We start from the raw sequence: 16,654 nt of genomic DNA, 5'->3' as shown, positions 1-16,654 counted from the left end.
GACGCCCCCATGACATCGTCAGCAGCGCGCCGCGGGTGGCTCAGCGTCACGTCCGTCGCACTCGGGTCGTTCGTGCTCGTCCTGTCCGAGTTCCTGCCCATCGGGCTGCTCCCCGCCATCGCCGACGACCTGGACGTCGGCATCGGCACCGCCGGCCTGATGGTCGTCGCCACCGGACTCGTCGGCGCCGTCGCGGCACCGGTCGTCACCGTCCTGACCTCGCGACTCGACCGTCGGGTGGTGCTCGTGTCCCTGACCGTGCTGCTCGTCATCGCCGACGGCCTCGCCGCGATCGCGCCCTCGTTCTGGGTGCTGCTGATCGCACGGATGCTGCTCGGTGTCGGCATCGGGGGCTTCTGGGCCATCGGCGCCGGGATCGCCGGGCGACTCGTCCGGCCGGAGCTGACGATCCGCGCGACCTCGCTCATCACGGCCGGCGTCTCCGTCGCGACCGTCGTGAGCCTGCCGCTCGGCGCCCTCGTGTCGTCGCTCGCCAGCTGGCGCCTCGGCTTCGTGATCGGCGGGGCGCTCGGCCTCGTCGCGCTCGTCCTGCAGCTCGCGATGCTGCCGAGGATCCCCGCGCAGCAGCGGGTGCGGTTCGCCACGCTCGGGTCGCTGCTCCGCGTGCCCCGTGCCCGGGTCGGGCTCATCGCCGCGGCCTTCGTCTTCGCGGCCCAGTTCGCCGCGTACACCTACATCGCGCCGTACCTGCAGCGGCTCGTCGGCGTCGGCCCGGACACCGTGACGATCGCGCTGCTGGTGTTCGGCGTCGCGGGCATCGTCGGGAACTTCGCCGCGGGCTTCACGCTCGACCGCAGTGTCCTCGGCACCATCGGGGCGTCGAAGTTCGTGCTCGCGGCGGCCGTCGTCCTGCTGCCGCTGCTCGCCCACTCCGTCGTGGGGGTCTTCGTGCTGCTCGTCGTGTGGGGCTTGGTGTGGGGTGCGCTGCCGCTCGGGATGCAGACGTGGATGTCGACGGCGTCGCCGGCCGGGTCAGAGACCGGGCTCGCGCTGTTCGTCACGACGATCCAGCTCGCGATCGCCGCGGGTTCGGTGCTCGGTGGTGCCGCGGTGTCGTCGTTCGGTCTGGCTGCCGACTTCTGGCTGGCGGGCGGGGTCGCGATCGTCGGTGCCGTGGTGCTCGTCGCGATGGGGCTGCGGAAGTCGAGCGCCGTGCCGGTGGTCGAGCCGGTCGCGGCCGACCCGACGCCGACCGGCCCGGTGGCCGTCGCGTGCCCCTGACCGCCATTCCGGGGCCCACAGAACACCGGTGTTCGCACGCTGAACACGCGAGAAGCGCGGTTCGACAGGCGAACACCGGTGTTTTGCGAGCCGGACGGCGCGGAACCGGTCCCGACGGCCTGAACACGAGCACTCCCTGATCTCAGAATCGACGCACCAGATTTTCTGAGATCAGGCCGTATCTCAGAAAATCCTGCGCACCCGGTCCGAGATCGACCTCACCGCCACCCGCTCCGGCGTCCGCAAGACACCGGTGTTCGAGCGCTGAACACGCGCAAACCGCGGTTCAACGGGTGAACACCGGTGTTTTGCGGAATCGGCACGCCGGAAGCAAGGTCAGGTCAGGGTGACGACGCGGTCGGCCGCGGCGATCACCGCCGGGTCGTGGGCCGCGTGCACGACCACGACCCCGGCCGCGGCCTCGTCGGCGAGCGCCGCCACCACGAGCGCCGCCGACTCGGCATCCACGCCAGCGGTCGGTTCGTCGACCAGCAGCACCCCGGCCCGCTGGGCCAGCCCGAGCGCGACGAGCGTGCGCTGCCGCTGCCCGCCCGAGAGCTCCTCGATGGGCCGGTCGGCGAGGTCCGTGATCGCCATCCGCTCGAGCTGCGCATCCACGACCGCTCGGTCGGCGCGTCCGAGTGGCCGCCACCACGCGCGGTGGCGCCACCGCCCCATCGTGACGGCCGCGCGGACGGTGAGCGGGAGCGTGGTCGGCGGCACGGACTGGGTCACGTAGGCGACACCGTCGGACGGGAGGCCCGTCACCCGCCCGGCGGTCGGCCGCACGACGTCCGCGACCACGTCGAGCAGCGTCGACTTGCCCGAGCCGTTCGGTCCGGTGAGCGCGGTGACGACCCCGGCGGGGAAGACCGCGTCCACACCGTCGAGGACGGTCCGGTCGCCGAGGACGGCCGTCACCCGGTCCAGGTGGACGGCGGATCGGGGGTCGGCGGGGTCGGTCGGCTCGGTCGTGGGCACCTGAGCACGCTATCAGTATCGATAGTCATTTTCATGTAGCGTCTCGGACCGTGACCTGGCTGACCGATCCGTTCTCCGTCGACTTCATGGTGCGCGCCCTGGTCGGCGGCTCCTTGGCGGCAGTCCTCTGCGCCGTGGTCGGCACGTGGGTGCTGGTCCGGGGCATGGCGTTCCTGGGCGAGGCGCTCTCGCACGGCATGCTGCCCGGCGTCGCGATCGCCACCCTGACCGGGATCCCGCCGGTGCTCGGTGCCGCGGTGAGCGCGGGTGTGATGGTGCTCGGCGTCGGGGCACTGCGTCGTCGTGCCCGACTGTCGTACGACACCTCGATCGGCCTGCTCTTCGTCGGGATGCTCGCACTCGGCGTGATCATCGTGTCGTCCTCGCGGTCGTTCGCCACCGACGTCACCGCAATTCTGTTCGGCGACGTCCTCGCCGTCACCCGGGCCGACGTCGGCGGCCTAGCGATCGCCGCAGCCGTGGCCCTGGCAGTCGCCGTGGCGTTCCACCGGCCCTTCACCGCACTGGCGTTCGACACCCGCAAGGCCACGACGCTCGGCCTGCACCCGCGCCTGGCCGAGGTCGTGCTCATCGGGCTCGTCACCCTGGCGGTCGTCGCCTCGTACCGGGCCGTCGGCACCCTGCTCGTGGTGGGCCTCCTGCTCGCGCCGGCCGCCGCCGCCCGCGCCTGGACCCGACACGTGGCCTCGACGATGCTCCTCGGTGCCGGCATCGGTGCCGCCGCCGTCCTCGTCGGGCTGCTCGTGTCCTGGCACGTCGGCACCGCCGCCGGCGCGAGCATCGCCGCGGTCGCCGTCGGCAGCGTCGTGGTCTCACGCGCCCTGGCCGCCGTCGTCCTGCGGCGCACCCCGATCCCCACACCGGTGCGCGCGGCCGCACCGGCAGCACCACGATCCGCCGCACCGTCTCGAGAGGGAGCATGAAGCACTCGACCACCAGCCGCGCCCCCGCGCGCCTCCTGTCCACCATCGGCCTCGCCACCGGTCTGGCCCTCACCGTCGCCGCCTGTTCCACGAGCACCCCGTCGGCCGATCGCTCGACCGGCACCGCCCGTCCCCACGGTTACGTGGCGGGCGCGAGCGAGTCCCAGGAACCCCAGGTGCGCCTCCTGGCCGTGTCGGCGACCGGCGCGACCGCGCTGCACGACCTGCTCACCGAGGAGACCACCGAACTCGACGACGTGGACGCACCGGAGCACTCGGCGACCGACGGCCGGTTCCTCGTGACGAGCGACGCCGACCGCACGACGATCGTCGACGGCGGGTCCTGGACCGTCGACCACGGCGACCACACGCACTACTACGCCGCCGAGCCGCGGGTGGTGGGCACGATCGACGGCGGCGGCCGGGTCGAGGTGCGCTCGTCCGAGACCATGACGACGATCACCTGGCCGGACCGCACCGAGGCCGTCGTGCTCGACCGCGAGGCGCTGGGTCAGGGCGAGGTCGACGAGACCGCACGGATCGACGCGAGCGTCCTGCTGCCGATGGGCGAGCAGCTCGTTGCGGCCGACGGCGACACGGTCCGCGTGCTCGACGCGGACGGCGAGGCGACCGACCCCGCCGGCACCGCACAGACCTGCACCGACCCCGCCGGCGGGATCGTCACCCGCGCCGGTGCCGTCGTGGGCTGCGCCGACGGAGCGGTCGTGGTGGACGACGCCGGCGAGCCCTCGTTCGTCGACCTGCCCGACGGCGCCGAGCGTCCGACCGTCTTCGCCGCACGCGCCGGCCGGCCCACCGTCGCCGGACTGGCCGGCACCACCGGGTTCTGGTTGCTCGACGTGCGTCAGGGCTCCTGGCGGCTCGTACCGACCGAACGACCCCTGCGCGCCGTGGTCGCGGTGGACGACGAGGACGAGCACGTCGTCGGCGTCGACGACACCGGCCGGGTGGTCGTCGTGACCGCCTCGACGGGGAAGGTGGCCACGACGACGGCGCTCATCGACATCGGCGCAGACGACCCCGCGCCGATGCTGCAGCTCGACGCCCAGCGCGCCTACGTGCCCGACCCCGCGGACGGCACCGTGCACGAGATCGACTACGCCGACGGCGCCCGGGTCGCCCGCACGATCGAACTCCCCGTCACCCCCGTCGCCTTCGCCGAGGTCGGACTGTGACCGGCACCAGGATCCTGACCGCGGGTCTCGTCGCCGCGATCGTCGCCCTCGTCGCCACGGGGTGCACCACCGCCGGCTCCGACCGGCCCCTCGTCGCGGTGACGACGAACATCCTCGGCGACGTCGTCAGCGAAGTCGTCGGGGACCAGGCCGACGTCATGGTCCTCATGCCCCCGGGCGCCGACCCCCACTCGTTCGAGGTCTCCGCGCAGGAAGCCGCACGACTGCGGAGCGCCGATCTGGTGGTCGAGAACGGGCTCGGGCTCGAAGAAGGGGTCGCCCGTCACGTCGCGGCGGCGGCCGAGGACGGCGTGCCGGTCTCCACCGCCGGGGACGCGTTCGACCCGCTGGAGTGGACCACCGAGGACGACAGCGGCCCCGACCCGCACTTCTGGACCGACCCCGCCCGGATGGTCGACGTGGTCGAGGCCCTCGACCAGGACCTGCGCGACGCCGGCATCGAGCCGACCGGCACCGATGCCTACCTGGACGAGCTCCGCGACCTGGACGACACGATGACGACCGCGTTCCGGACCGTGCCCGAGGAACGCCGGGCGCTCGTCACGAACCACCACGTGTTCGGCTACCTGGCCGACCACTACGGGTTCCGGGTCGTCGGGGCGGTGATCCCGAGCGGGACCACCCTGGCCTCTCCGAGCGCCGCCGACCTGCGCGACCTGGCCGACGCCATCGACGAGGCGGGGGTCCGGACGATCTTCGCCGACGCCTCGCAGCCCGCGCGACTGGCCGAGGTGCTCGCGGAAGAGGTCGACCTGCACGTCGAGATCCGCCCGCTGGCGACGGAGTCCCTCACCGAGGACGGCGACGCCTCCACCTACCTCGGCATGATGCGCTCGAACACCGAGGCCATCGTCGACGGCCTGTCGACTGGTAATTGAGAATGAGAATCAATACAGTGAGCGACATGACGAACACGAAGACGCTCCGGGCCGCGTGGCCCGCCGCCCTGCTCGGCGCGGCCGCCCTGGCCCTGACCGGGTGCGCCACGAACACCGACGCCGGGTCCGACACCACTGCGACCCCGAAGGCCGACGGGACCCGCATCACCCTGACCTACGACGGCGGCCTGCTCGTCCTCGACCAGGACCTGCGAGTGGTGGCCGACGACGCGATCGACGGCTTCACCCGGGTCAACCCCGCCGGTGACGGACGCCACGTGCTCGTCACCGTGCCCGAGGGCTTCCGGGTCCTCGACACGCAGGCCGAGCCGGCCCTGACCGACGCGGTCTTCCCCGCCGACACCGGTGGCCACGCGGTCGTCCACGGCGACCGCACCGCCCTGTTCGCCGACGGCACCGGCGACGTGACGACGTTCGACCACACCGAGCTCGACGGCGCCGACCTGCCCGAGGTCGAGACGACGAAGTCCGAGGCCGCCCACCACGGCGTCGCGATCGAGCTCGAGGACGGCACGCTCCTGACGACCATCGGCACCGAGGAGCACCGCTCCGGCGTGCGCGCCCTGGACGCCGCCGGCACGGAGATCACCCGGTCTGAGGAGTGCCCCGACGTGCACGGCGAGGGTGCGGTCAAGGGTGAGGTCGCGGTGTTCGGCTGCACCGACGGCGCCCTGGTCTACCAGGACGGCGCGTTCGAGAAGATCGACGCCCCGACCGAGTACGGCCGCACCGGCAACCTGTTCACCACCGAGGACTCGTCCGTCGCGGTCGGCGACTACAACGACGACCCCGACAGCGAGGGCTACCTGCTCGACCAGATCGCCCTGATCGACGCGGCCTCGGGGAAGTACACCGTCGCGGACATGCCCGACGGCGTCGGCTTCACGTTCCGCGACCTCGCCCGCGGCCCCGGTGACGAGGCCGTCGTGCTCGGCGACGACGGTGCCCTGCACACCTTCGACGAGACCACCGGCGAGCAGCTGGAGTCGTACCCGGTGATCGACGCGTGGGAGGGCCCGACCGAGTGGCAGGACGCCCACCCGGCCCTGAAGGTCGAGGGTGACGTCGCCTACGTCACCGACCCCGCCGAGCGGAAGGTCCACGCGGTCGACCTGATTACCGGGAAGGTCATCGCCTCGAGCGACGAGCTGCCGGGCGTGCCCAACGAGATCGCGGTCGCGTAGCGACGAGCAAGACGAGCGCGCTGCGAGCGCGCGGCGGGGTCCGGAACACGACCCGAGACGCAACAGGAGGCCCGTGGCGATCCCGCCACGGGCCTCCTGTCCGTCGTCAGCGCGTGGACCGCGCGACGTCAGCCGCCGTGCGTCAGCCCTTGACCGGGATCGACTGCGCCTTGAGCGCCGCGATGGTCTTGGACTGCCCGGACTCGAGTGCCTCGGCCAACGTGCCCGAGCCGGACGCCGCCTGCCCGAAGCCGTCGGACACGTCCGAGTAGGTCTGCGTCATCGTCGGACCCCAGGTGAAGGGCTGGATGTCCTTCGCCGCGGTGGCGAACTCCTCGTAGATCTTCTGGCCACCGTAGAAGTCGAGCCCCTCGGTCAGGGCCGGCAGGTCGGCGCCGGTCGTCGAGGCCGGGTACAGGTTGGCCTCCTTGTTCAGGGCGGAGAGCGCCTCGGTCGAGGTGTTCAGCCAGACCAGGAACTTCGACGCCTCGGCCGGGTGCTTGCTGCCCGCGAAGACGACGTTCGACGAACCGCCCCAGGCGGCCGACTTGGTCTCGCCGGACTTCCACTGCGGCATCGGGGCGACGGCCCACTTGCCCGAGGTCGACGGCGCACCGCTCGAGATGGTGTTCGCACCCCAGACCGCGGAGACCCAAGTCCAGTCCTTGCCGCTGTCGTAGGCGTTGTTCCACTGGTCGGTGAAGCTCGGCAGGGTGTTGACGAGCTTCTTGTCGATCAGGTCCTGCCAGTAGTCGGCGACCTTCTTCGACGCGGCGTCGTCCAGGTTGACCTTCCAGTCCTGGCCCGAGTTCTCGAACCACTGGCCACCGGCCTGCGAGACGAGCCCGGCGAACTGGTTGACGTCACCCTTGGCGAAGTTCGTGATGTTGCCGCCGAGCGCCTTGATCTTGACGGCGTCCTCGGCGTACTCCTCCCACGTCTTCGGGGCGTCGAGGCCGGCCTTCTCGAACAGGTCCTTGCGGTAGTACAGCGCCATCGGACCGGAGTCCTGCGGCACCGCGTAGACCGACTTCGACTCACCGAAGGTGACCTGGTTCCACAGGCCGTCGGAGAAGTCCTGCTTCGCGTCGCTGATGCCGGCGCACGCGCCGATGTCCTCGAGGCCACCCTGCACGCGGAACGCCGGCAGGGTGTCGTACTCGACCTGGCCGATGTCCGGCGCCTGCTTGGCCTTCAGCTGGTTGAAGAAGTTCTGGTAGGTGCCGCTGTTGCCGTTCGCGACGATCGAGACCTTGACCTGGATGTCCGGGTTGGCCTTGTTCCAGATCGCGACGACCTTGTCCATGTTCGGCACCCAGGTCGTGAAGTCGAGGGTGACCTTGCCGTCCGAGGGCTTGCAGCTGGCGGCCGCGGTGTCGGATCCACCGCCGCTGCTGCTGCTGCCACCGGTGCTGCAGCCGGCGAGGGCCACGGTGGCGGCCACGGCGATCGCGGCGACGCTGAGGAACTTCGTTGTCTTCATGCTGTTTCCGTTCGGATGTGGTGTGGGGAGAGCTGGTGCGGGAAGGGGTGCGGGTCGAGGGGCTACTTCAGGCCGCCGGAGCCGAGGCCCGAGCGCCAGAAGCGCTGCAGGCTCAGGAAGGCGATGAGCAGCGGGATGATCGAGACGAACGACCCGATGAGCACGAGGGTGCGCAGGTCCGGGTACTGGTTCACGCTCGAGTTCCACGTGTAGAGGCCGAGGGTGACGGGGAACAGCGACGAGTCGCGGAGCATCACGAGCGGCAGGAAGAAGTTGTTCCACACGGCGACGAACTGGAACAGGAAGATCGTCACGAGCGCGGGCGACATGAGCCGCACGGCCACGGTGAAGAACGTGCGGACTTCGCCGGAACCGTCGATGCGGGCGGCCTCGATGATCTCGTCGGGCACGCTCGACGCCGCGAACAGCCGTGACAGGTAGACGCCGAACGGGCTGACGATGCTCGGCAGGAACACCGACCAGAACGTGTCGGTCAGGTCGACCTGGCTGAAGATGAGGAACAGCGGCAGGGCCAGGGCGGTCGCCGGCACGAGCACGCCGCCGAGGAACACGTTGAACAGGACCTCGCGGCCGCGGAACCGGTACTTGGCCAGGGCGTACCCGCACATCGCGGAGAGCACGGTGCCGAGCAGGCCGGCGACCCCGGCGTAGGCGATGCTGTTCAGCAGCCAGCGCAGGTAGATGCCGTCCTGCCGCGTGAACAGCTCGACGAGGTTGCCGAAGAAGTCCTGCACCGAGGTGGCGCTGAACCACAGCGAGAACGTCGAGTTGAAGTTCGCGGCGGTCTTGGTGGACGAGACCAGCAGCCAGAAGATCGGCAGCAGGAAGTAGAGGGTGAAAACCCCCATCACGATCATCGCGGCGCTGCGCGAGATGACGCTCTCACGGGGACCGCGCGCTCCGCGCTGGTGCGGACGGGAGGCCCGGTTCGGCTCGAGCGGTCGGCCGACGTCGCGGACGAGGTCACCTTGGGACGGGGCGTTGACGGTCATTCGGCGGCCTTCCGCTGGGTCAGTCGGAGGAACCCGATCGACAGGACGAACGTGGCGACGGCGAGGACGACCGAGAACGCCGCGGCGAGGTTGAAGTTCGGCACCGAGGACGTCGAGTAGACGAGCATGTTCGGCGTGAACGTCGACGAGATGGTCGAGGTGAACTGGCGGAACACGGTCGGCTCGGTCAGCAGCTGCAGCGTGCCGATGACGGAGAACACCGCGGTGAGGACGATGGCCGGCACCACGAGCGGGATCTTGATCGACAGGGCGATCCGGAGCTGGGACGCACCGTCGAGCTTCGCCGCCTCGTACACCTCGGCGGGGATCGCGAGGAGCGACGAGTAGATGATGAGCATGTTGTAGCCGACGTAGACCCAGGTCACGACGTTGGCGACGGCCCACAGCACGGTGCTGCCGCCGAGCAGGTCGACCCGCGAGGTCACCGCGGAGAACGGCGACAGGTCGGGGGCGTAGAGGTAGCCCCACATGATCGCGGCGATGACGCCGGGCACCGCGTACGGCGCGAAGAACGCCAGGCGGAAGAACCGCTTGCCGCGCAGCAGCGGGGAGTCGAGCAGCAGGGCGAACAGCAGCGCGAGCCCGAGCATCACCGGCACCTGCACGACACCGAACAGCAGCACGCGGAGCACGGAGCTCCAGAACTCGCCGTCCTGGAACACCAGGGCGTACTGGCTCAGACCGCCGAAGACCTGCGTCGGGGCGCCGAACGTGCCCTGCCGCTCGATCTTCTGCAGCGACTCCCACACGGCGTAGAGGATGGGGACCAGGTAGAACGCCGTGAACAGGACGGCGAACGGCAGGACGAAGATCGCGATGGCGCGGCGGTAGCGGAACCCGCCGCCCCGGCGTCGTCGGGTCGCGCTGGGCGACTGTGCGGTGGTGGTCATGAGCGGTTCCTGTCGGTGCGGATGATCTGGGTCCCGCCGGGGGCGATGGCGGTGGTCCCGGTGACGGGGCGGTCGGCGACGAGCTCGTGGCCGGCCTCGTGGTGCTCCACGGTGCGGTCGGAGTGGTTCAGCAGGAAGACCCACTCGTGGGTGTCGTCCCGGCGACGCACGACCTCGAGTCCGGGGCGGACGGCGGGGTCGGCGCGCACCCCGGCCTCGTCGAGGACGCGGTGGACGAACCCGCCCAGCGCACCGGCGTCGAGCACCGTGGACGTGTACCAGGCGGTCCCGGCGCCGTGCTCGTGGCGGGTGACGGCCGGACGGCCGGCGAGCGGGCCCTCGGCGTAGTCGACGACGCTCGTCGCACCGCGCAGCTCGACCGGCTCCGACCAGACGCTGCCGGTCGTGCCGTCGGACAGCGCGATCGTGGCGTCGGCGGCGAGCGGGAGGAACTCGTCCACCCGCACGCCGAGCAGGTCACGGAAGGCGCCCGGGTAGCCACCGGTGCGGACCCGGTCGCGCTCGTCGACGATGCCGCTGAAGCAGCTGACGATCGCGTGCCCGCCGCCGGCGACGTGGTCGGCGATGACGTCCGCGTGCTCGTCGCGGACCAGGTACAGCTCGGGGACGACGACGAGCGCGTACCCGTCGAGCGGTGCACCGGGGGCGACGACGTCGACGGTCACGCCGAGGTCCCAGAGCGCGGCGTGGAACGCGTGGACCTGCTCCAGGTAGCGGAGCGCGGTGCTGGGGTGGGCCTCCAGGTCGGCCGCCCACTGGTTCTCCCAGCTGAACACGAGCGCGACGTCGGCGACGACGCGCGACCCGCGCAGTTCGCCGAGCCGCTCGACCAGGGCGCCGAGCGCGACCACGTCGTGCCAGGTCCCCGACTCGGTGCCGGCGTGCGGCAGCAGCGCCGAGTGGAACTTCTCGCTGCCCTGCACGGATGCGCGCCACTGGAAGAAGCAGACCCCGTCGGCCCCGCGGGCGATGTGCGCCGCGGTGTTCCGGAGCATCTCGCCCGGGGCCTTCGCGACGTTGTGCGGCTGCCAGTTGACGGCACCCGTCGAGTGCTCCATGAGCAGCCAGGGGGCGCCGCCGGCCAGGCCACGGGTGGTGTCGGCGGCGAAGGCGAGCTCGACGTGCGGCCGGGGCAGGCGGTGGTCCAGGTAGTGGTCGTTCGCGATGACGTCCATGTCGCCGGCCCACGACCAGTAGTCGAGCGCCGTGATGTGCGCGGCGACCATGAAGTTGGTCGTGACGGGCTTGTCGCTCAGCTCGCGCAGGACGGCGGCCTCGGCACGGTGGTGGCCGAGGAGCTCGTCGGACGAGAACCGGTCGAAGTCGATGGTCTGCGCCGGGTTCGTGAACGACAGCGTCGCGCGGGGTGGCAGCACCTGCTCCCACGCGGAGTAGCGCTGGCTCCAGAACGAGGTGCCCCAGGCGGCGTTGAGTGCGTCGACCGTGCCGTACCGGGCCTGCAGCCAACCGCGGAACGCCTGGGCGGAGACGTCGCAGTAGCAGTGCGCGTTGTGGCAGCCGAGCTCGTTCGACACGTGCCAGAGCCGCACGGCGGGGTGGTCGCCGTAGCGTTCGGCGGTGGCGCGGACCAGGGCGAGAGCGTGCTCGCGGTAGACCGGGGAGCTCGGGCAGAACGCCTGGCGGCCACCGGGCCAGCGGGTGGTGCCGTCGGCGACGACGGGCAGGACCTCGGGGTGCGCGGTGGTGAGCCACGGCGGTGTGGAGGCGGTGCCCGTGCCGAGGTCGACCCCGATGCCCGCGCCGTGCAGCAGCTCGATGACGGTGTCGAGCGCGGCGAAGTCGTACTCGCCCTGCCGCGGCTCGACGTGCGACCAGCCGAAGACGTTGATCGCGACGAGGTTCACGCCGGCCTCGCGCATGAGCCGGACGTCCTCGACCCACACCTCGGGGTCCCACTGCTCGGGGTTGTAGTCGCACCCGAACGCGAGGCCCGTCGAGCCGAGGCCGAGCGCGCCGGTGGCGGTCGTCGGCAGGGTGGTGGTCGTCACGGGGATCCTCGCTGATCGGGGCGACCCCGGCCGCCTCGGTCGCGTGCGACCCCTTCGACGGCGAAGGCCACCCAGTGTTCTGGGAGCGCTCCCAGTCCGGGCCGGCCGATCGGGGCCGGATGTTTCTGGGAGCGCTCCCAGATCAAACACCAGCGGCTGCACCCTGTCAACTGCGAGGCGTTCCGAGGGCTCCTCAGCGCCGGATATGGTTGCCCCATGTCCGAGGTCCGATCCGCTCGTCAGCGCGCCACGATCCAGGACGTCGCCGACGAAGCGGGGATGTCGCGCGGCACCGTCTCACGGGTGCTCAACGACGAGCCGTACGTGTCCCCGAAGGCGCGCGAGGCCGTGCAGGACGCCGTCCGACGCGTCGGCTACGTGCGCAGCGCCGCCGCCCGCAGCCTGGTCACCCGGCGTTCCGGGGCGATCGCGCTCATCGTCCACGAACCCTCGGTCGTGGTGCTGGACGACCCCAACATCGGCAACATCCTGATCGGCACGAACGCCGTGCTGTCCGACGCCGACCAGCAGCTCGTCACGATCATGGTCGACTCCGCCCGCGACAGCGAGCGCGTGGTCGAGTACCTGCGCGGCGGGTTCGTCGACGGCGCCATCGTGCTGTCCGCCCGCGACGGCGACCCGATCACCGGCGCGATCGAGGAGATCGGCATGCCCGCGTGCTTCGTCGGGCACCCGTCCGACGCCGCGAACATCTCGTACATCGGCATCGACAACCGCGCCGCAGCCGAGCAGATCACCCGGCGCCTGATCGACACCGGTCGACGCCGGATCGGGATGCTCGCGTCCGGGCTCGACCGCGACTCCGGCCAGGACCGCCTGGCGGGGTTCACCGCGGCACTCGGCGAGCGCTTCGACCCCGACCTCGTCGCCCGGAACCCCCTGTTCAGCTACACCGCCGGCGCCGAGGGCATGCGCGAGCTGCTCGAGCGAGCCCCGGACATCGACGGGGTGTTCGCTGCGTCCGACGCCGTCGCCGCCGGTTCCATGGACGTCCTGCAGCGCAGCGGCCGGAGCGTGCCGGGTGACGTCGGAGTGGTCGGGTTCGACGACAGCGCCTGGGCGCTGCGGTGCGACCCGCAGCTGTCGACGGTGCGGCAGCCGGCGCGCCTGCTCGGCGAGCAGGCGGCGCACCAGGTCCTCGAGCAGATCGGCGGCGACGACGGTCCACGCGGTCTGCTGTTGCCGACCGAGGTCGTCTGGCGCGGGTCCGCGTAGCCGGCCGCGGACGGACGGGAGGCCCGTAGCGGCGTCGCCACGGGCCTCCCGTCCGTCTGCGGGTGCGTCCTGCACCCGGCCGGGTCAGCCCTGCGGGGGCGAGTACAGCTGCAGGTCGTTGCCCTCGCTGTCCTTGAAGGGGATGATCTTGCCCCACGGGTGCTCGCTGATCTCGCCCTGGATGTCCGCGCCGCGCTCCTTGAGCGCGGCGACCTCGTCCTCGATGCTGCCGTCCGGCTGGAACGACACGACGGCGCCGCCCTCGCTCGCCTGGCTGGCGGACTCGCGCCCGTTCAGGCCGATCATCAGGCCGCCGGCGTCGATCTCGCTCCAGTCGTCGGACTGGTCCTTGACGGTGAGACCGAGCGTGTCGCGGTAGAACGCGACGGCGCGCTCCATGTCGCTGACCGGGACCCAGACTGCTGCGACTCCACTTGCCATGGTGTTTCCTCTCGTCGTGGTGTGCCGTGGACGGTAGGCAGCGCTCGTGCACGGGGGCACAGGCTCGTTGTCCCCCGAACGCACTGAGTCGTCACGCTGCAAACCGACCGGGGAAGCGCTCCGAATGTCATGTGTGCCGCACAGTGCGGCGCGTACAGAAAAGAGGGCTGATCATGACCAGCAGCGCAGCAACCGCACGCACCGCCTCCGGTTCGACGTGGACCCAGCGGGGCGCGTTCGTCTTCGGTGTCGTCTTCCTGATCGTCGGCATCGCCGGCTTCATCCCCGGCCTCACCATGGACATGGGCTCGATGTCGATGGCCGGCCACAGCTCGATGGCCCTGCTCCTGGGCACGTTCCAGGTGTCCGTCCTGCACAACATCGTGCACCTGCTCTTCGGCATCGTCGGCCTGGTCGCCGCCCGCCGCGCCGCCTCCGCCCGCCTGTACCTGCTCGTCGGCGGCATCGTCTACCTGGTGCTCTTCGTCTACGGCCTGTTCACCGCCGGCATGGCAGACCCCGCCAACTTCGTGCCGCTCAACAGCGCCGACAACGTCCTGCACGCGTTCCTCGCGGTCGCGATGATCGTGCTCGGCTTCGTCCTGCCCCGGATCGGTACGCGCACCGCGCGCTGAACCACAGCACACACCGGACGGGAGGCCCGTGGCGACACCGCCACGGGCCTCCCGTCCGTCGTCAGGGGCGTCCGTCGTCCGCGTCGACGACGCCCGGGGTCGGGGTCGTGCCGGTGAAGGCGTCGCGCATCGTGCCGACACCGCGCTGCGGGTGGGCGCGGTCGAGGTACTTCGCCCGCGACTCCTTGCGCGGTTCCGGATCGGTGCGCATCGCCTGGTTCCGGTCCTGCTGCAGCGCGCTGTCCACCTCGCCCTCGCGGTTGAACGACCACATCAGCATCGGATCACCGATCGGCAGGTCGTGTGCGGGCTGCGAACCCATCGGGGTGCTGTGCCAGGTGTGCCAGGTCTTGCCGTACGAGTTCACCAGGTGCCCCATCAGCTCGGTCTCGACCGCGATCGGCAGGCCCGGAGCGACGAGTTCACCGGAGAACACCTCGTGGTTGTGCGGGTGCCACGACGCCTGCTCGTCCTCGGGCAGGGAGTCGAACAGCCGCTCGGACACGATGTACTCGATGCCGATCAGGTTCGCGTTGGCGGTGTTGCCGTCGAAGAGCACGCACTGCAGCATCTCGGCGTTCACCACCTTGCAGAAGTGGTGCGCCTCCATCTGCACGTCGGGCTCGCCCTTCACACAGTGGAAGCCGACCACGTAGACGTCGAAGCCCCGCAGCGGCGCCGAGGTCTGCAGCACGGCGGCGCCGCGGTCGAGCAGGGCGAGCTCGAAGCCGCCGGGCTCTCCGGGCGGGGTGACACCGGTCTTCCGGTCGTGCACGGTGGGGTTCAGGGGCATGGGGGGCGTCCTTCCGTCCGTTCGAGGTGGGCGCCATGCAACCCGTTGGCACCTCCCCGCCCTCGCATGGCCGGCGACCGACTGCACAATGGCTGATGTTCTGCATGCGGTGTTGCACGCGGCAGACTGGTCGGATGACGAAGCAAGCCGCAGCTCTCGTGAGCTCCCTCGTGGCAGCGTTGCTGGGGTGCACCCCTCTGACACCGCCGGTCGCCACGGAGATCCGGGTCGGGATGACGGTCACCGAAGCCGGTGCCCTCGTCCCAGACGGCGACGCCTTCGTCTGGTACGACCTGTCTCCACAGGTGCTCCATCGCCCCGCCACGCTGGCTCAAGCCGACGGAGCGGACGGGATCATCGTCGCCGTCTGCGATGGGGGTGGCCACGGGGACGTCGCGGTCGGGGTTGTTCCGGAGACCGACTTCGACGGCGCAGTGAGCACCGCTGCCCGCAAGGAGGAGTACCGGCACTTCCTCCCCGAATGTGCTCAAGCCCGAGCGCACCCGCGTTCCGCACCGTGACCGTGGCTGAACCCGTCCGGCGTACTGTCCGCTGCATGCCCGCACTCATCGACACGTTCACCCTGTCCAACGGTCTGCACATCCCGAAGATCGGCTTCGGCACCTGGCAGATCCCGTCCGGCTCCGACGCGTACGACGCCACGAAGACCGCCCTCGACCTCGGCTACCGCCACATCGACACCGCCCTGGCGTACGGCAACGAGGCGAGCGTCGGCGAGGCCGTCCGCGACAGCGGCATCCCCCGCGACGAACTCTTCATCACCACGAAGCTGCCGGCCGAGATCAAGACGGCCTCGGGCGCCCGCGACGCCTTCGAGGAGTCGAGCAACAACCTCGACCTCGGACACGTCGACCTGTACCTGATCCACGCGCCGTGGCCCTGGAGCGACATGGGCTCCGACCACCGCGACGGCAACGTCGAGGTGTGGAAGGTCTTCGAGGAGCTCTACGACGCCGGCCGCACCAAGAGCATCGGTGTCTCGAACTTCGCCGTCGCCGACCTCGAGGACCTGCTCGGCCGCACGGACGTCGTCCCGCACGCCAACCAGATCCGCTGGTTCATCGGCAACACCCAGGACGAGACGACCGCCTTCGACCGCGAGCACGACATCCTGACCGAGGGCTACTCCCCGCTCGCCACCGGCGGCCTGCTCGAGAACGAGCAGATCGCCGAGATCGCGGCGAAGTACGACAAGACCGTTGCCCAGGTCGCGATCCGCTACCTGCTCGAGAAGGACGTCCTGCCGCTGCCGAAGTCCACCACCCCGTCACGCATCGCCGAGAACGCCGACGTCGACTTCGTGCTGGCCGCCGAGGACGTGGCCGCACTCGACGCGCTCGAGGACACTGCGAACTGACGCGACCCCACCCGGACTGGAGGCGCGGTGCCAGCTGGCACCGCGCCTCCGGTCGGTACACGGCCGAGTCACGGGCGAGGCTCAGCCATCGTCCGGACGCACCGTGATCTCGGCTACGGAGTTCCGGTCCTCGTGCTCAAGGTTGTCGTCGGGGCGCGTCCGTGACCGTCACGGCAATGCCGGTGTCGAGAAGGATGTTGGCGCGGGTTCCTTGGCCTTCGTCGCCCGGGGTGGCGTGTAGCGTTTGGCGCCCCCCGGATTCACGCG

Annotated in this window: 16 protein-coding genes; 9 read left to right on the top strand and 7 right to left on the bottom strand. The window is 70.8% G+C overall.

The window, feature by feature from the left end; all coding sequences use genetic code 11:
• Window positions 1-9: 9 nt before the first annotated feature.
• Complete coding sequence (locus tag DEJ19_RS01705; protein ID WP_111233187.1) at window positions 10-1,242, top strand: MFS transporter; 1,233 nt, start codon at window positions 10-12, stop codon at window positions 1,240-1,242.
• Window positions 1,243-1,578: 336 nt separating this feature from the next.
• On the opposite strand, the gene aztA is transcribed toward DEJ19_RS01705, so the two are convergent.
• Window positions 1,579-2,223, bottom strand: coding sequence for a zinc ABC transporter ATP-binding protein AztA (gene aztA, locus DEJ19_RS01700; RefSeq protein ID WP_258377392.1), 645 nt, complete (start codon window positions 2,221-2,223; stop codon window positions 1,579-1,581).
• 50 nt (window positions 2,224-2,273) lie between these two features.
• Between aztA and aztB the strand changes: the two genes are divergently transcribed.
• The 4 genes from aztB to DEJ19_RS01680 are packed head-to-tail and all read left to right on the top strand — an operon-like array spanning window position 2,274 to window position 6,467.
• Window positions 2,274-3,167: a zinc ABC transporter permease AztB gene (aztB, locus tag DEJ19_RS01695; RefSeq protein ID WP_111233188.1), complete on the top strand. Its 894-nt coding sequence runs from the start codon at window positions 2,274-2,276 to the stop codon at window positions 3,165-3,167.
• Entirely contained in the window at window positions 3,164-4,363 is a 1,200-nt protein-coding gene (locus DEJ19_RS01690; RefSeq protein ID WP_111233189.1) for a YncE family protein, read from the top strand. Before aztB ends, DEJ19_RS01690 begins: the two co-directional genes overlap by 4 nt.
• Window positions 4,360-5,262, top strand: coding sequence for a metal ABC transporter substrate-binding protein (locus tag DEJ19_RS01685; RefSeq protein ID WP_258375678.1), 903 nt, complete (start codon window positions 4,360-4,362; stop codon window positions 5,260-5,262). The genes DEJ19_RS01690 and DEJ19_RS01685 overlap by 4 nt, the downstream gene beginning before the upstream one ends.
• Window positions 5,263-5,288: 26 nt before the next feature.
• Window positions 5,289-6,467, top strand: a complete 1,179-nt coding sequence (locus DEJ19_RS01680; protein ID WP_111233190.1) for a hypothetical protein — start codon at window positions 5,289-5,291, stop codon at window positions 6,465-6,467.
• A 142-nt stretch (window positions 6,468-6,609) separates the two neighbouring features.
• Here the strand turns inward: DEJ19_RS01680 and DEJ19_RS01675 are convergent, their stop codons facing one another.
• From DEJ19_RS01675 to DEJ19_RS01660, 4 genes are all read right to left on the bottom strand, one after another.
• Complete coding sequence (locus DEJ19_RS01675; RefSeq protein ID WP_111233191.1) at window positions 6,610-7,950, bottom strand: ABC transporter substrate-binding protein; 1,341 nt, start codon at window positions 7,948-7,950, stop codon at window positions 6,610-6,612.
• 62 nt (window positions 7,951-8,012) lie between these two features.
• Window positions 8,013-8,963 (bottom strand): carbohydrate ABC transporter permease, encoded by a 951-nt coding sequence (locus DEJ19_RS01670; protein ID WP_228516621.1) that lies wholly within the window; start codon window positions 8,961-8,963, stop codon window positions 8,013-8,015.
• Complete coding sequence (locus DEJ19_RS01665) at window positions 8,960-9,874, bottom strand: carbohydrate ABC transporter permease (RefSeq protein WP_027467229.1); 915 nt, start codon at window positions 9,872-9,874, stop codon at window positions 8,960-8,962. The genes DEJ19_RS01670 and DEJ19_RS01665 overlap by 4 nt, the downstream gene beginning before the upstream one ends.
• Complete coding sequence (locus DEJ19_RS01660; protein WP_111233192.1) at window positions 9,871-11,904, bottom strand: beta-galactosidase; 2,034 nt, start codon at window positions 11,902-11,904, stop codon at window positions 9,871-9,873. Before DEJ19_RS01660 ends, DEJ19_RS01665 begins: the two co-directional genes overlap by 4 nt.
• A gap of 216 nt (window positions 11,905-12,120) precedes the next feature.
• Between DEJ19_RS01660 and DEJ19_RS01655 the strand changes: the two genes are divergently transcribed.
• Window positions 12,121-13,140, top strand: a complete 1,020-nt coding sequence (locus DEJ19_RS01655) for a LacI family DNA-binding transcriptional regulator (protein ID WP_111233193.1) — start codon at window positions 12,121-12,123, stop codon at window positions 13,138-13,140.
• An 84-nt stretch (window positions 13,141-13,224) separates the two neighbouring features.
• Here the strand turns inward: DEJ19_RS01655 and DEJ19_RS01650 are convergent, their stop codons facing one another.
• Window positions 13,225-13,581: a VOC family protein gene (locus DEJ19_RS01650; RefSeq protein ID WP_110863529.1), complete on the bottom strand. Its 357-nt coding sequence runs from the start codon at window positions 13,579-13,581 to the stop codon at window positions 13,225-13,227.
• Between the two features lie 173 nt (window positions 13,582-13,754).
• Between DEJ19_RS01650 and DEJ19_RS01645 the strand changes: the two genes are divergently transcribed.
• Window positions 13,755-14,216: a DUF4383 domain-containing protein gene (locus DEJ19_RS01645; protein ID WP_110863530.1), complete on the top strand. Its 462-nt coding sequence runs from the start codon at window positions 13,755-13,757 to the stop codon at window positions 14,214-14,216.
• A gap of 61 nt (window positions 14,217-14,277) precedes the next feature.
• On the opposite strand, the gene DEJ19_RS01640 is transcribed toward DEJ19_RS01645, so the two are convergent.
• Entirely contained in the window at window positions 14,278-15,009 is a 732-nt protein-coding gene (locus DEJ19_RS01640; protein ID WP_111233194.1) for an OBAP family protein, read from the bottom strand.
• A 134-nt stretch (window positions 15,010-15,143) separates the two neighbouring features.
• On the opposite strand from DEJ19_RS01640, the gene DEJ19_RS01635 reads away from it, so the two are divergent.
• Together DEJ19_RS01635 and DEJ19_RS01630 are read left to right on the top strand one after the other, a co-directional pair.
• A complete protein-coding gene (locus tag DEJ19_RS01635; RefSeq protein WP_146250650.1) occupies window positions 15,144-15,530 on the top strand; it encodes a hypothetical protein in 387 nt (128 codons plus the stop codon).
• Between the two features lie 35 nt (window positions 15,531-15,565).
• Entirely contained in the window at window positions 15,566-16,387 is an 822-nt protein-coding gene (locus DEJ19_RS01630; RefSeq protein WP_110863533.1) for an aldo/keto reductase, read from the top strand.
• Window positions 16,388-16,654 lie beyond the last annotated feature (267 nt).

The sequence above is a fragment of the Curtobacterium sp. MCSS17_016 genome (assembly GCF_003234255.2).
Taxonomy (GTDB): domain Bacteria; phylum Actinomycetota; class Actinomycetes; order Actinomycetales; family Microbacteriaceae; genus Curtobacterium; species Curtobacterium flaccumfaciens.
Note: the sequence above shows the minus strand (reverse complement) of the source record. Positions and strands in the feature narration are given on the sequence as shown.

Coding starts and splice junctions, on each gene's coding strand:
- DEJ19_RS01630 (WP_110863533.1), top strand. CDS start 15,566: ATGCCCGCACTCATCGACACGTTCACCCTGTCCAACGGTCTGCACATC.
- DEJ19_RS01650 (WP_110863529.1), bottom strand. CDS start 13,581: ATGGCAAGTGGAGTCGCAGCAGTCTGGGTCCCGGTCAGCGACATGGAG.
- DEJ19_RS01675 (WP_111233191.1), bottom strand. CDS start 7,950: ATGAAGACAACGAAGTTCCTCAGCGTCGCCGCGATCGCCGTGGCCGCC.
- DEJ19_RS01680 (WP_111233190.1), top strand. CDS start 5,289: ATGACGAACACGAAGACGCTCCGGGCCGCGTGGCCCGCCGCCCTGCTC.
- DEJ19_RS01655 (WP_111233193.1), top strand. CDS start 12,121: ATGTCCGAGGTCCGATCCGCTCGTCAGCGCGCCACGATCCAGGACGTC.
- DEJ19_RS01645 (WP_110863530.1), top strand. CDS start 13,755: ATGACCAGCAGCGCAGCAACCGCACGCACCGCCTCCGGTTCGACGTGG.
- DEJ19_RS01640 (WP_111233194.1), bottom strand. CDS start 15,009: ATGCCCCTGAACCCCACCGTGCACGACCGGAAGACCGGTGTCACCCCG.
- DEJ19_RS01705 (WP_111233187.1), top strand. CDS start 10: ATGACATCGTCAGCAGCGCGCCGCGGGTGGCTCAGCGTCACGTCCGTC.
- DEJ19_RS01665 (WP_027467229.1), bottom strand. CDS start 9,874: ATGACCACCACCGCACAGTCGCCCAGCGCGACCCGACGACGCCGGGGC.
- DEJ19_RS01690 (WP_111233189.1), top strand. CDS start 3,164: ATGAAGCACTCGACCACCAGCCGCGCCCCCGCGCGCCTCCTGTCCACC.
- DEJ19_RS01635 (WP_146250650.1), top strand. CDS start 15,144: ATGACGAAGCAAGCCGCAGCTCTCGTGAGCTCCCTCGTGGCAGCGTTG.
- DEJ19_RS01670 (WP_228516621.1), bottom strand. CDS start 8,963: ATGACCGTCAACGCCCCGTCCCAAGGTGACCTCGTCCGCGACGTCGGC.